This window comes from Actinomadura sp. B10D3 (genome assembly GCF_039871695.1).
Lineage (GTDB): Bacteria > Actinomycetota > Actinomycetes > Streptosporangiales > Streptosporangiaceae > Spirillospora > Spirillospora madurae.
In genome coordinates this window covers 1-13,098 of record NZ_JBDPLY010000002.1, presented here as the reverse complement: position 1 = coordinate 13,098, position 13,098 = coordinate 1, and the positions used below count along the sequence as shown (strand labels likewise).

At 68.9% G+C, this 13,098-nt stretch carries 14 protein-coding genes and 1 pseudogene; 8 read left to right on the top strand and 7 right to left on the bottom strand.

Features of this window, described 5'->3' with window-relative positions; all coding sequences use genetic code 11:
- Positions 1–41 precede the first annotated feature (41 nt).
- The 3 genes from ABGB11_RS03185 to pheA all read left to right on the top strand — a co-directional run bounded on the left by ABGB11_RS03185 (position 42) and on the right by pheA (position 2,889).
- Positions 42–1,373, top strand: coding sequence for a glycosyltransferase 87 family protein (locus ABGB11_RS03185; RefSeq protein ID WP_347628590.1), 1,332 nt, complete (start codon positions 42–44; stop codon positions 1,371–1,373).
- Entirely contained in the window at positions 1,373–1,831 is a 459-nt protein-coding gene (locus ABGB11_RS03180) for a DUF4446 family protein (RefSeq protein ID WP_347629636.1), read from the top strand. Before ABGB11_RS03185 ends, ABGB11_RS03180 begins: the two co-directional genes overlap by 1 nt.
- 119 nt (positions 1,832–1,950) lie before the next feature.
- Positions 1,951–2,889, top strand: a complete 939-nt coding sequence (gene pheA, locus ABGB11_RS03175) for a prephenate dehydratase (RefSeq protein ID WP_347628588.1) — start codon at positions 1,951–1,953, stop codon at positions 2,887–2,889.
- 115 nt (positions 2,890–3,004) lie between these two features.
- On the opposite strand, the gene ABGB11_RS03170 is transcribed toward pheA, so the two are convergent.
- The 3 genes from ABGB11_RS03170 to ABGB11_RS03160 form a co-directional block, all read right to left on the bottom strand.
- On the bottom strand, positions 3,005–3,517 hold the full coding sequence (locus tag ABGB11_RS03170) for a hypothetical protein (protein ID WP_347628586.1): 513 nt from the start codon (positions 3,515–3,517) through the stop codon (positions 3,005–3,007).
- Entirely contained in the window at positions 3,514–3,885 is a 372-nt protein-coding gene (locus tag ABGB11_RS03165) for a hypothetical protein (RefSeq protein ID WP_347628584.1), read from the bottom strand. The genes ABGB11_RS03170 and ABGB11_RS03165 overlap by 4 nt, the downstream gene beginning before the upstream one ends.
- Before the next feature lie 271 nt (positions 3,886–4,156).
- On the bottom strand, positions 4,157–4,300 hold the full coding sequence (locus ABGB11_RS03160; RefSeq protein WP_347628582.1) for a hypothetical protein: 144 nt from the start codon (positions 4,298–4,300) through the stop codon (positions 4,157–4,159).
- A gap of 276 nt (positions 4,301–4,576) precedes the next feature.
- Between ABGB11_RS03160 and ABGB11_RS03155 the strand changes: the two genes are divergently transcribed.
- From ABGB11_RS03155 to ABGB11_RS03140, 4 genes are all read left to right on the top strand, one after another.
- Positions 4,577–4,867 carry a MobC family plasmid mobilization relaxosome protein gene (locus ABGB11_RS03155; protein WP_347628580.1) on the top strand — a complete coding sequence of 97 codons (291 nt, stop codon included), beginning with the start codon at positions 4,577–4,579 and terminating at the stop codon, positions 4,865–4,867.
- On the top strand, positions 4,864–6,399 hold the full coding sequence (locus tag ABGB11_RS03150; protein WP_347628578.1) for a relaxase/mobilization nuclease domain-containing protein: 1,536 nt from the start codon (positions 4,864–4,866) through the stop codon (positions 6,397–6,399). Before ABGB11_RS03155 ends, ABGB11_RS03150 begins: the two co-directional genes overlap by 4 nt.
- Before the next feature lie 28 nt (positions 6,400–6,427).
- Positions 6,428–7,993 (top strand): hypothetical protein, encoded by a 1,566-nt coding sequence (locus ABGB11_RS03145; RefSeq protein WP_347628576.1) that lies wholly within the window; start codon positions 6,428–6,430, stop codon positions 7,991–7,993.
- Positions 7,994–8,452: 459 nt separating this feature from the next.
- On the top strand, positions 8,453–8,668 hold the full coding sequence (locus ABGB11_RS03140) for a hypothetical protein (RefSeq protein WP_347628574.1): 216 nt from the start codon (positions 8,453–8,455) through the stop codon (positions 8,666–8,668).
- A 358-nt stretch (positions 8,669–9,026) separates the two neighbouring features.
- On the opposite strand, the gene ABGB11_RS03135 is transcribed toward ABGB11_RS03140, so the two are convergent.
- Together ABGB11_RS03135 and ABGB11_RS03130 are read right to left on the bottom strand one after the other, a co-directional pair.
- Complete coding sequence (locus ABGB11_RS03135) at positions 9,027–10,634, bottom strand: zeta toxin family protein (protein ID WP_347628572.1); 1,608 nt, start codon at positions 10,632–10,634, stop codon at positions 9,027–9,029.
- Entirely contained in the window at positions 10,631–10,912 is a 282-nt protein-coding gene (locus tag ABGB11_RS03130) for a hypothetical protein (protein ID WP_347628570.1), read from the bottom strand. Before ABGB11_RS03130 ends, ABGB11_RS03135 begins: the two co-directional genes overlap by 4 nt.
- Before the next feature lie 158 nt (positions 10,913–11,070).
- Between ABGB11_RS03130 and ABGB11_RS03125 the strand changes: the two genes are divergently transcribed.
- Entirely contained in the window at positions 11,071–11,529 is a 459-nt protein-coding gene (locus tag ABGB11_RS03125; RefSeq protein ID WP_347628568.1) for an NUDIX domain-containing protein, read from the top strand.
- A gap of 126 nt (positions 11,530–11,655) precedes the next feature.
- On the opposite strand, the gene ABGB11_RS03120 is transcribed toward ABGB11_RS03125, so the two are convergent.
- Positions 11,656–12,567 (bottom strand): inositol monophosphatase family protein, encoded by a 912-nt coding sequence (locus ABGB11_RS03120; protein ID WP_347628567.1) that lies wholly within the window; start codon positions 12,565–12,567, stop codon positions 11,656–11,658.
- Positions 12,568–12,758: 191 nt separating this feature from the next.
- A pseudogene (locus ABGB11_RS03115) lies at positions 12,759–12,866 on the bottom strand (IS5/IS1182 family transposase); the annotation flags it as partial.
- Positions 12,867–13,098 lie beyond the last annotated feature (232 nt).

The window sequence follows — 13,098 nt, the reverse complement described above, 5'->3', positions numbered from 1 at the left end:
ACAAGAGCCCCACCATCGGGTAGTGGTCATATCCTGCGTGCGTGGACGGTCTCATGGCGCGCGACGCCGGCGAAGCCCGCGGCGAGGCCGCCCCCGCCGGCCCCCGGCGCGGCCCCCTCGATCTGGTCATCGTCCTGGCCGGCGTGGCGGTGGCCGTGGCCGCCGTCACGCCGATCGTGGTGCGCTGGCTCGGCAACCCGCCCGACCAGCGGCTCGTCGACCTGGAGGTCTACCGGGAGGGCGGCCGGGCGGTCCTGCGCGGCGCGCCGCTGTACGACTTCCTGACGCAGCCCCCGCAGCTGCTTCCGTTCACCTACCCGCCGATCGCCGCCGCCCTGGCCGTCCCGTTCACCCTGCTGCCCTGGCGTACCGCGCAGTGGGCGTGGACGGGGATGATCTACGCGGCCCTCGCGATCAGCGTCTGGTACGCCTTCCGCGACCTCATCCGCCGGACGGGACGCTGGGCGCCGCTCACCGCCGGCGTGCTCTTCGCGGCGATGGCGTGGCTCGACCCCGTCCGCGACCAGGTCCGGTTCGGGCAGGTCGGGCTGTTCCTGCTCGCCCTGTGCCTGGCCGACTGCTGCGCCCGCACGCCCCGCTGGCCGCGCGGGGCGCTGGTCGGGCTCGCGGTGGCGATCAAGCTGGTGCCGGGCGTCTTCCTGATCTACTTCCTCATCACCGGCCGGCGGGAGGCGCTGGGCAACGCGGTGCTCACGGCGGCCGCCGCCACGCTCGCCGGGTTCGCGCTGCTGCCGTCCGACTCGTCCGGCTACTGGTTCGGCGCGCTGCTGCAGGGCGGCGACCGGACGGGCGCGGTCGACGGCACCACCAACCAGGCGATCCACGGGATCGTCGCCCGGATCCTGGACGAGGGGCCGGCCCGGACGTTCGTGTGGCTGTCGTTCGCCCTGGTCGTCGCCTACTTCGGTTTCGCGTGGGCGCGCCGCGCGACCTTCGCCGCCGATGCCGCGACCGGGACGGACTCCGCCGGCCTGCTGCTCGCCGGGGTCGCGATCGTCGGGCTGCTGTCCGTCGTCCTGTCCCCTGTGGGGTGGATTCACCACCTTGTCTGGATGATCGCGGTGGTCGGCGCTCTGGCCGGTGATGGGCGGGACACGCGAAGATGTCTGTTCGCGGGCGGGCTCTGGTTCCTCTTCCTGTTCCCGATCCCCTGGTGGGCGCGCTCGCTGATCGGCCCGGACCACTCCGTGGTCTCGGTCTTCGCGGGCTCCGTCCTGCGCGACACGTTCGGCATCGCCGCACTCGTGTCCATCCTGGCGCTCGGCACCTGGCTCGTGAAACGGCTCGATCCGGTCATCCGGCCCGAGGATCCTTCGCAACAGCAGGTCGGGATGGGTACGCTCGGCTCGTGATGCTTGTCGCGGTGGCCGTCGCGGGCCTGGTCGCCGGGGTCGCGGGGCTGTCCATCGCAGTTGTCGCGCACAACCGGGTCAACCAGGTCGTCGACGAGTGCGGGGAAATGCTGAGGCGCCAGCTCCAGGTGGCGAGCGGGTCGGTCGACGAGCGCGCGCTGCGCGATCTCGCCATCGTCCACTACGACGCCCTCAAGGAGATGTCGGGGCACCGCTCGTTCTCGCTCGCCCTGATCAACGCGGTCGGTGACGGCGTCATCGTCAGCTCCATCAACGGGCGGACCGAGACGCGCACCTACGCCAAGGCCGTCCAGGCGGGGCACGCCGTCGAGACCCTCTCCCCCGAGGAGAACCAGGTCCTGCGCGCGGCCCGGCTCGGCAAGGGCCCGGTCGTCTCCATGGACGACCCGCTCCCCGACTTCGGCAACGGCGACCGCGCCCCCACCGCCCGCGCCTGACCCGTGCCTTGATACGGGCGGTCGAGTACGGGCTTTACCTCCCGGGAAGTAAACTCGGCCATCTCGCCTTGCCTCAAGGCGCTCTCGTCTACCCAGAAACAGACCACCCGGGGGACCCCGTGACCGCAGACGGCAGGACAGCGCGCTACGCCTACCTGGGTCCGCGGGGCACTTTTACCGAGGCCGCGCTCCTCACCCTCCCGGACGCCGCGGACGCCGAGCACGTCCCGTACTCGACCGTCCCGGCCGTCCTCGAAGCCCTCCGCGCCGGGGAGGCCGACACCGCGGTCGTCGCGCTGGAGAACTCCGTCGAGGGCTCGGTCCCGACCACCCTCGACGAGCTCGCCACCGGCGAAGCCCTGCAGATCGTCGGCGAGATCCACCTGCCGGTCTCGTTCGCGCTGCTCGTCCGCCCGGGCACCGCGCTGGACGACATCAAGACCGTCGCGTCCCACCCGATCGCGCAGCCGCAGTGCCGCCGCTGGCTGCTGGAGAACGTCCCGGACGCCGAATGGCGCGCCGCGACGTCCAACGCCGAGGCCGCCCAGCACGTCGCCGACGGCCACTACGACGCCGCCCTCGCCGGATCGTTCGCCGCCTCCCGCTACGGGCTGTCGATCCTCGCCGAGGACATCCACGACGTCGCCGACGCGGTCACTCGGTTCGTCGTCCTGCACCGCCCCTGCACCCCGCCGCGGCCCACCGGCATGGACAAGACGACCGTCGTCGCGTTCCTCGGCGAGGACCACCCGGGCGCGCTGCTGGAGATCCTCACCGAGTTCTCCGTCCGCGGCATCAACCTGACGCTGATCCAGTCCCGCCCCACCGGCGCGGGCCTCGGCTCGTACCTGTTCTGGATGGACTTCGAGGGCCACGTCGCCGACGCCCGCGTCCGGGAGGCCCTGATGGGCCTGCGCCGGGTCTGCTCCGACGTCCGCTTCCTCGGCTCCTACGCCCGCGCCGACCGGGTCCGCCCGGACATCCGCCGCGGCACCCACGACACCGACTTCACCAAGGCCGCCGCCTGGGTCGACGCCATCCGCACCGGCAACGCCTGAGCCTCCGGAAATCAGGCGGCGCGGGAGTTCGTTGCATGACGCACCGTCCCGAGAAAGGTGTTCCACAACGCATTGGCGAAGATGCTGCGCCGACCGAAGAACGCAGCCCGCCAGGTCAAAGGCCTTGCCGATGTCTCGTGCCCGATGAGTCGGCGCAGATTGCGCCTCGTGAGCCGCATAGCGTTACGCCGAGCTGGTAATCGAGCCAGATCACCAGCTTCGGCTCGGTCCGTGCCACGGCTGCCAGCGCGAGGGCGTTATGCGGGTCGCTGCCGATCGGGATGTCGACGATAAGCGGAGCAGTGGACAGGTTTTCGGGCCAGTCGATGACGGGTCCGAATCGTTCGACCCAGTCGTCAAACGGGGTTCCGGGCATCGCGGCGCCGAGATCGGCGGCGCGACGGCGTTCCTCCCGGAGTCGCCGTACGGCTGGAGACGCTCCGCCCGGACCGCCACTCCGGAATCCAGCAGCACCCATCACATCCAGCGGCGTGGAATCGACCTGCACCTGCTCGCCCGGCCGGTCGGCCAGCGTCGGCGTGAACGGTCCCTCCGGCCGATTGTCCAACTGCCGTCGTGTGGAGGCCGACCCGAACGTGTGACGGCCCGTCGAAAGCGTGTCGATCAACCGGCCGGCAGCGGCACCCCCGGCCCGTGCTCGGCCTCAAGCGACTTGGTGACCTTCCAGATCAACCGCGACCTCGTCCCCGTCGAGGTGTTCGTCTCGGCATCCAGCGCCTCCTGGACTGCCTTCACGACCCTCGCGTCGACCCGTCCGGTTGCCTGCCACTCGCGCACCGCCCGCTGATCCACCGACCCCCACAATCCCTGCGCGGCATAGCGAGCCCGGCGGGTGCGGATGGTGCGCGATGTGGTCCCGAGTTCGGATGCCTTGGCCTGGCCGCGCTCGCCCAGCGGATGAAGCTCCGGATCGCATTCCAACCGCTTTGCCGTACCCGGTTCAGCGTCAGGGGGAAGTCCCGTGATGACTTCCACGATGTGGCGCTCCCACTCTTTGGCCGCGCCAGAACCTCAGCAGGGAGGCTGTTGAGCAGGCCCAGCGGCTCCAGCTCTGGGAAGGGCTCACCATCGACCACCGCGAACTCTGGCGAGCCCAGCAGGAACGGCAGCAGCACCACCGAGTTCCGCCCGCCCGCCGCCCTCAGCCGCACCGACGTTCTATCCAGCGCCACCACCTGGTACTCGCTGTCGTCGTATTGCACCCAGTCGCCCAGTCTCAGCACCGGCCGAGGCGCCCGCCTATCGGTCACATCGCCTCCGGGAGCGACACGATCGCCGACATGTGCAGCGGGACGGTCAGGTCCATCATCAGCTCATTCGACCAGAGCAGATGGAAGAACCTCGGCAGCACCGAGATCGGATCCCCGACTGCCAGCACCCCGTCCAGCAACGGAGCCCCTTCAGCGAAGGCGGCTCGGAGCTGTTGCGGCTGGCGCCGCAGTGATCACCCTCCTTAGCGTGTCGGGTGATGTCCCCACGAGGTAGAGTCGCTGCGCTGGGCGGAAGGGTGGTCGCGGGGGTGTCGGAGGAGGGGCCGGCGGAGGCGACGGGCGGTCGGCCTGCCGCGCGCCGACGCCGTCAGCCCGGCGGGCGCCCGTATCAGCACCTGGTCCGCCTGTCTGACGAGGAACAGGTGCAGATCGTCGCGCGGGCCAGAGTCGCGGGAGTGAGCGTGCCGAGGCTGCTGGTGGAGGCAGCTCTGGCCGGGGAAGCTCAGACCGCCAGCGAGCGGCGCGCCATGGTCGCCGAGTTCCTGGCGACACGGCGCCTGCTGGCACGGGTGAGCAACAACGTCAACCAGCTCGCCGCCGCGGCGAACGCGACCGGAGAAGTACCCGCCGAGCTGCGCGCCACGATGCACGCGGTCGCCCGGGTCACGGCCCGTCTCGACGCGTCGGTGGCGGAGCTGACCAGGGTGCCGCCGGCGCGGACGCCAGAACTGGGCGGGCAGCTGTGAACAACTTCATCGTGCCGCAGCGCGGCCACACCACCGGGGGGCTGACGCGGTACCTGTTCGGGCCTGGCCGACACAACGAGCACCGAGATCAGAAGGTCATCGCAGCGGCCGAGACACTGGCCGAGACGCTCGGGCTCGCTGACGGCACGGCCCTGGACTACAGCGACCCGGCGGACTACGCCGAGATCCTTGCGTTGGGCGAACTGCTGGACGCGCACCGCAGGGTGCTGGGTGTGCAGATGCCCGGGGGGCACGTCTGGCACTGCGCGATCTCGCTGCCGCCGGGCGAGGTGCTGACCGACGCGCAGTGGGCGGAGGCCGCCCGGACAGCGGTCGCGGAGATGGGGTTCGACACTGGCCGAGCGCCATGCCGCTGGGTGGCGGTGTACCACGGGCCCTCGCTAGGCGGGAACCAGCACATCCACCTGGCGGTGAATCTCGTCCGCGAGGACGGCACGTTCGCCTCGACTGGCTGGGAACGCAGGAAGATGAGTCGGGTGTGCGCCACGCTGGAACAGCGGTTCGGGCTGAGCGTGGTGCAGGGCCGCGCCGGCGCTGGGATGCCAGGCCTGAGCCGTGCCGAGATTGAACGCACCGCTCGTGACCCGGACAAGGCTGAACCCGATCGCCTCCGGCTGGCGCGCACCGTGCGCGGCTGCGCGGTGGCCGCCCAGGGCGAAGCCGACTTCGTTCGCCAACTTCGCCGCCATGAGGCGCTGGTACGCCCCCGGTTCGAGTCCGGCGGGCGAACCGAGGTGGTTGGCTACTCAGTCGCCCTGCGGCCCACAGCCAGGGACGGCGCGGCATCCGTCTGGTTTGGTGGTGGCCGACTTGCACGGGACCTGACCCTGCCGCGGCTGCGAGCGCACTGGACGAACTCGCCTGCCGCGACGCGGGAGGCGCTGTCCGAGTGGCGTCGCTGGCGCGTCGCACGCACGTCCGGTGACACCTACCGCGGGGACAGTCGGGCTCAGGCCGCAGCCGTGGTCGACAGGGTCCGCGCCGAACTCGCCGCCGCGGCCACCGATGATTTCGCCACCTGGGCCGGAGCGGCACGGGAGGCATACTGGTGTGCTCGCGGCGTGGTCGATCCGACTGGAGACCCACGCGCCCGGACCGCTGACTTTGCTGCCGATGCGCTGGCCCGCTCGGCGCAAACCCCCGTTGGCCGGCCACGCGCGCAACGCGTCGGCCGGGTGAAGGATCTGCGCGGTGTGGCGATGGTGGCAGCCGCCGCTTCTCGCGAGCCGGGCAGCCTCTCCGGCCAGCTGCTGCTACGTCAGATCAGCCGCCTTGTGGAGGCGATCAGCGTCATGCACCAGGCCCGTGGCCGGGCGCACCAGGCCGCCGTGCTGGCCGAGGCCGTCCGCACCGGCCTGGCCCGTGTCCAGGACCGCGACCTCGCCTCGATGGCGACCACAACGGCGGCCGCCGCTGCGACGACTGCGGTCGCCGGGCCGAGCCTTCCGCCGGCTGGGCAGCCGCGCCGTCCGCCCACCCGCCCAGGTCCCGGAAGCGACTTGGGACGGTAACCCTCCCCGCCGAAGAAACGAGAGGCAGATGAGCGAACCGAGCATTCTGGACTACGCCTCCACCCAGGGCACTGATGAGGTGGCAGCCTCGGCCGGGCAGAGGATTCAGACGCTGATCTCGATGGTGACCGAACAAGTCACCTCTCGCGCGCACCAGCGCACGGAGAAGGCCCGCGCCGCAGCTGCGCGAAGCGAAGCCGAACAGCGTCGTCTTAAGCAGCAGGAGGACGCGCTGTATGACGCCGACCGGCTGGTGTGGCGGCGGGTCTGGCACGAAGAGTTCTGGGAGAAGGCGGCCCCGGAGCGGATCGCCCGAGCGTGGGAGGCGGCCGCAGCATGGGCCACCGATGAGTTCCCCGCCGCCAAGGCCACCATCGAGCACATGCGTGCCGAGCTGGCCGAGCGGTACGGAATCACCGTCGACCCGGTGGAAGTACGCGGGGCCGAACTGGCCGCGCTGCTCGGCGGTGCGGCCGACCCGCAACCCGATTCGGCCTCACCCTCCAACGCCACGACCGTGGCCACCGATCCCGGCGCCCGGGAACGACTCGACACCATCACCTACCGCCTGCACGGCCCGGACGGTCACACAGAGACCGGTGTGGTGCATCTGGCGGCCGACGACGGAACCGACGTCGCCCGGCAGATCGCTGCGGAACGCCTCACCGCCTACCAAGCCGAACACGACGGCTGGTGCGGCATCGAGATGTTCGCCGGCGACCGAATCGACCCGGAGCGGAGGCTGCTCACATTGGACAGCGTCGCCGCCCAGGAGATGCACGACCGTTACTCGACGATCGTGGCGCAGCCGCGTGAGGCCGATGCCCGTGCGGCGGAAAGCGCGGAGGGCGGGGCCGAGGTGGCCGCTGTCCTGCGGACCGAACGGCATCGGCTGCGGGGTCGACTGACCGCCCTGAGTAACGGTGAGGACGCCGCCTTCGCTGACGCCCCCGACGACCCGGGCGAGCGGCAGTCGTGGGCGCGCGACCGAGCAGAGGACACCCGGGCGCAGTTGGGTCGCCTTGGGACGCGGCTGCAGGCCGTCGAGGCCGACCTGCGTGGCGAGGACGGCGATGTTGTGGTGCGTTGGGCTGCGCTGCGCTACGAGCTGGATGAGCAATGGTGGCAGACCGCCACCAGATCGGAGGCCGCGGCCGTGTGGGATCAGGTCGCCAGTTGGGCGCCGGGACGTAGCCGCGACCAGGCCCTAGCCCACCTGCGCAGCGCGGTGCACCGCCAGTTCGAGGTGATACTCCCCGAGGCCGCCACGGGCGACCAGGTACGTGACCTGCTCACCGGCCGGGCACCCTCCGCAGAGTCGGCTGCCCCTGTTCCTGGACCGGACGCTGCGGCCATCCGGCATGCGCCGACCGAGCAGGACACCGCGGCTGCTGAGGTCTATGAGCAGATGAGCCAGGACGGCGACCCGGTTGTTGTCGAGGCTGCCAAGGCCGCGACCACGGTGGCGCAGGCCTACACCGCCAAGCCCTCCGATCGTGTCGCCGACACGGCGCAAAAGGGGGCGCAAAACGCCCCTGTCGGGGCAAGCCAGACGCGCGGGCCCCGGCAGGAGAACGATCCGCTGTCTCGCTGACTCCAACGGGGATGACCCGTTCCCTCGCCGGATGATCTTATTTCGGTCATCCGGGACCCGGCGGCCGATCAGAAGGGAACAGCGCGCATGACGACGATGAACCAGTACAGGCGCCGGGCGATGCGGCACTGGCAGGAGTCGGGGTTTGAGCAGCATCGGAACGAAAAGTCACGCTAAGCGCCCTGCCGACGTCGGTCTTACCGTGACTCCCCGTTCCAGCGCTGCCGCGTGCTGCAGCAAGCGGTTTCCGGACGCGCGGCGGCCGGGCAACGGGGATAAGTCAGGCGCGCGCCGCGCGGTCGGGGGCGAATCTGTGAAACCCGCGCAGGCGGGGCCCCGGTTTCGGAGCCCGGGGCGAGAGCCTGGCGGTGGTCGGGTTCAGACACAATGTCGAGCCGGTGACCGCCCGGTGCTTGCGCTGGCAAGCACGAGACGGCCCTAGCGTGACTTCTCGTTCCGATGCTGCTCAAGCCCCGATACACCGTCGGCGGGCAAGTGATCCGCCCAGCGTCGGTCATCGTCGGCGAGCCCGACGACCTCACCAGCCAAGCCCAGCAGGCCATGGAACTGATGGCCGCCTCCCACGGCGCCAGCAACCCCATCAACCCGGTCGGCGGTCCGAACGGGGGCCGTCACCTCAGCGCCCGCCACGGGCCCGGCAGGAGCGCACTGTAGAGCGCTGATCCGGGACGACCGGAATCTGTCGGCAACGGGCTCTGGGGCTTCGGGAGGGGGCCGCGAATCCACCGGGGTGTGGAGTTTCGCCTCACATCCCTTCACGGGTCGGCTTCCTAAGGCAGCACCAAAAGTGATTAGACAGTCACTCCCTGAAACCCGGTCTGGTGCGCCCGGGGGAAGGTCGACGGCCCACCGGGACCGGTCCTGGGAACAGTAGACAGCACCGTTGCCGGATCTCATCGACATTCCCGCCCCGGCCGCAGCCACAGTGTCGCCCGAACCGGTAGCGAACGTTCCTGCTTCTGACGGACGCAAATCACCGCCCGTCACCGCACCAGATGTAACCGGCGCCGTGTCAGCGCTCGGGTTGGTTCGGGTCGGTGCTCTGTGATGGCGGAGGCGGGCCAGCCAGTGTGTTGTCCGGCTTGTTGGCGGCCTCTAGGCGGGATGAGGTTGTTCCTGGTCTCATCATCGATACCAGAGAGACGGCGCTTTGTTCCTGGCTGGGGGCGGTACCGGCTCCCAGCAGTCGGCGGGGGCCGTCCATGGCGATGAAGGTATCGAGTGTTCCCGGAGCGAAGGCGCGGCGCCAGGTCTGGCCGCCACTGCGGTATGACTCCCGGATGGTCGACGTGTGGTACTCCAGCGGAGGCTCGACCGCCTTGACGTCGCGGTCGAGGATCTCTTCGAAGTTAGCGTTGCGTGACCCGTCGAAGCCCTTGCCGCTGGGGGCGGGGAACACCACATCGTACTCGTCTGAGGGGAAGGCGGCATTAAAGCCTTTGGGGTCAAGTTCCGGACGTGGGACGGCCTGGACCGTCACGCGGTCTTGGAGACCGGCGGCATGCAATGCCGTCTGCCAGAGGCTGATCCGCTCGTCCAAAGTCATGGGGTTCTTCTGCGGAGCCGTGTTCGCATCGCAGTCGCGGTAGAAGTCTTCCAAGTGCGGCGGGACTGCGAGCGCCTCGGACGGCTGGGCGTCGATGTCGATCACGCCGACCGTCACTTTCGGCCAGTCCATGGCAATGGCCCGCACCGTGTCCAGGTGCGCGATAGACACCAACTGATAGCGGCCGAAAGTCACGGCGTTCTTGTCATGGACGGGGCCCGTCCGAGCCTCTGGGGCGAGCAGCGGCTCGGCCGTGGACATGGTGCTGTGGACCAGGTCGCGCCATTCGGGTGTCATTCGCGGCGCCAGGCTCCCGTGCCGGCGCAGAAAGGCACGGCTCTCGTCGAAGTCGCGTGGACGCTGCCGTTCGGCTTCGAGCGCCGCTCTTAGTCCGCGTGGGGTGCCCCGTTCCTTCTGGAACACCGGTTCCGTGCTGCCCTGGCGGTATACTGAGACGGACGACACGCGAGGGTCTGAGTCCGCCCAGTCAGCGACCGTCGAGAGATGTTCCAAGCGCACCCGCAGGTGAGCTTCTGGAACGAAGCGCCCGAAACCGATCGTCTCGTAGTTCTTCTGGTAGCGCTCCAGATCTCCGAGAAGGCTCCACGCGTACGGTGTTCCCATCACCGCGACCTCGACCGGCAGTTGCGGCTTTTCGGGGGCGGTAAGAAGGTTCATCAGCGAGTCGTAGACATTGCGGTCGCGCAGCCCGTGCTCAATGACGGCGGGGACTCCGGCATCGACGAGATGGTCGACGGCCCACTCGAAGAAGCGCCGCGCGTCGGGCAGCAGGAGCTCGTCGGCGGCCTGTTCGTCCGCGCGCATCATCTCGATGTAGCGCGGGTGGAATCCCTTGAACAGGTCTACATCGATGTGCACCGGGTTAATCAGGGCCGCCAACTCGGACTTCCCGGCGCCTGCGGGACCGCTGAGGACCAGCCGCAAGCGTAGGGCGTCCGCCGGAGCCTTGGCGATCATGGGGTCCAGCAGAGCCGGGACGATGGTGCTGCGGAAAATGTCTTGGGCCTGCTCTTCGGGCAGGAAGACGTCAGGATCGTTGGGGCCGGTGGTCACCCAGCGTCTCCCTTCAGCAGGGAGCGCAGGAAGCGGGCGTCCTCTCGGAGCGCGGGCTGCACTGTGGCCATGTCGCGCGGATCGAGGTTCTGCAGTCGCGCCGTCCAACCCTCTCGGCGCTCCTCCCATTGATTCAGACACTCCCTATCGGGTTCCGGCTGTCCCTTGACGGCGGTGACCCGGTTAGACGCGTGGCCTATCAATTGCACGAGGACGTTACGGGCGGTGTCGTATGAGATGAGGTCCTCGTGGGGTGGCACTTCTCGGTTCTCGCTCACCGTTTTCCTCCAGAGTGTCGTCCGGTATCGGGCGCCTACCGCGAGCCCCGGGACGCTTCATCACCTTAGAGGATCATGGTCAGGTTCCGGTTCGCGTGTGGTCTTACTCTCGGACCGTTCAGCTTCTGTAGCGAACGGTTGTCCGGCAGGCTATGGACATGGCTGATTACATCTCCTGGCTGCGGTCTCGCGTTGGAAACGATCCCGTCCAACTGAACTTCGCCGCTGGTTGCGTGTGTGTCGACGACTCGGTACTGCTGCAACGTCGGGGTGACCATGACGCCTGGGGCTTTCCCGGCGGGGCCATCGAGCTCGGCGAATCGGCCGAGGAGGCGGTGCTCCGCGAAGTTGGGGAAGAGACCGGGCTACGGGTCAAGATCGAGACGATGCTCGGGGTGTACACCAAGTACATGCACACCTACCCCAACGGCGATGTGGCCCAGACACTGGCGGTCTTCTTCCGCTGCACGCCCGTCGGCGGCGGCCTCCGCGTGGATGGGGAAGAGACCCTCGACCTCCGGTACTTTCCGTTGGAGCAGGCTCCGCGGCTGTTCAACCAGCAGCACCGGGACGCTTTGGACGACCTGGCGGGCGGCCGCCGTGGAGTCTTCCGTTAGCCTCGGGCTTTCACCGGACGGTGGGGCGAGAGTGACCGTTTAGACAAGAGAACTGGCCGCCATGCTGGAGATCGACGCCGACCTGGTCGCCGCACTGCCCGTATTCGGAATAATTTTGGCTTGGACTCACCCTCGCTCGTGGCCTAGATCATTCGGACGGCTCAGGCGCATGAGCGACGCAGCGTCAGTTCCCTGCCCCACAGACTGGTTCAGCCGGGAGGTCGTCGACGAAGTCCGTCCCAACGCCGCCGTATGGGCCGACGCCATGTCCTCCACCAGCGGCGCGATCTGATCGGCGATTTCTGGCGTTCCGAGGACGAACGCTGTGTGGCCTCCAGCAACTGGAAACTGCAGGCACCGACCGCCAGCGGCGCGCGTGACAGCCCACCCGGCCGCAATGTCCCACGGCTTGGTGCCGATCCCCACGTAGGCGTCCAGCTCACCGGTCGCCACGGCGAACATGTCGCACGACGTTGAACCGATGCGGCGGAAGTCCTGGACCTCCGGAAGCAACCCTTGGAGCACTGCCAGGGTCACCGGGCGACGCTCGGCGCTGACCGAGACGCTCACCGACACGAGCGCGTCCTGGAGGTTCTCCACTCCTGATACCGAGGGGGTGCCGCGGCTGCCCCGTATCACCTCGCCGTCCGTGGCGAGCCAGTCGCCGTGCCCCGGGCGGACGAGCGCCCCCACGCGGATTTCATCGTCGATCTTCGCGGCGACCGCCACGGCGATGTCCGTGCGGCCGCGGGCGAAGTTAGCCGTCCCATCGATCGGATCGATGATCCACTGGACGTTGGTCGTCCCGGGTCGCTCGCCGGTTTCTTCCCCCAGAATCGCGTCACCGGGTCGCCGCTGCTGCAGATGGCGGGCGATGGCCGCCTCCGCGGCGTGGTCGACGTCGGTGACCAGATCTCGGTGGGACGACTTGGCCCGCACCTCGAAGCTCTGCTCGCGCTGCGCGGCTCGGACGATCTGGTTTCCCGCCTGCGCGGCATCCAGCGCGAGTTGTCCCAAAGCCGACAATGACGCGGCCATCCGTGCTCCTGTCCGTTAAGAGATGTTTTTGTCTTGGACATCTTTCATCAGCCCACTGTTCCAGCCGGTGTCGGGTGAAGGAACAGAAGACAGTGGACGCTGCATACGGTCATGGCCTCCGCCCAAGTGAACCATTCTCGGTAAGGATCGTTGACGCTGGGTGATCGGCAGGTGGTGCGGTCGTTCTCGTGGTGGAGCAGGACGAGGGCGGCCTGGGTGATCGCGCCGATCCGGTAGGGATCCAGGCTGACGTGCCGCAAGGCTTTGAAACGTATGATGAGCAGGGCGTTGGCGCGTTCGCCGATGCCGCGTACACCGCGGAGCAGATTGTTGGCGCTGATGCGAGCCTCATATCCGTTGGTTTTCCGCGATCACTATTGGACCCCTACCGGGCGGGGGAGGTGCTAGTACTACATCACTAGATCGCGGTTGGTGACTGGTGGGTATCGGTCAGTGATCAGGATGGGGTGTGCGAGCGTGTCGGCATGCCCCCATCCCCTGAGAACGCCGCTGCCGGAGCGGTGACACGTG

What these genes read in the sequence shown, in the direction of transcription:
- ABGB11_RS03180 (WP_347629636.1), top strand. Translation starts at nt 1,373, where the DNA reads ATGCTTGTCGCGGTGGCCGTCGCGGGCCTGGTCGCCGGGGTCGCGGGG.
- ABGB11_RS03145 (WP_347628576.1), top strand. Translation starts at nt 6,428, where the DNA reads ATGAGCGAACCGAGCATTCTGGACTACGCCTCCACCCAGGGCACTGAT.
- ABGB11_RS03140 (WP_347628574.1), top strand. Translation starts at nt 8,453, where the DNA reads ATGCTGCTCAAGCCCCGATACACCGTCGGCGGGCAAGTGATCCGCCCA.
- ABGB11_RS03125 (WP_347628568.1), top strand. Translation starts at nt 11,071, where the DNA reads ATGGCTGATTACATCTCCTGGCTGCGGTCTCGCGTTGGAAACGATCCC.
- ABGB11_RS03120 (WP_347628567.1), bottom strand. Translation starts at nt 12,567, where the DNA reads ATGGCCGCGTCATTGTCGGCTTTGGGACAACTCGCGCTGGATGCCGCG.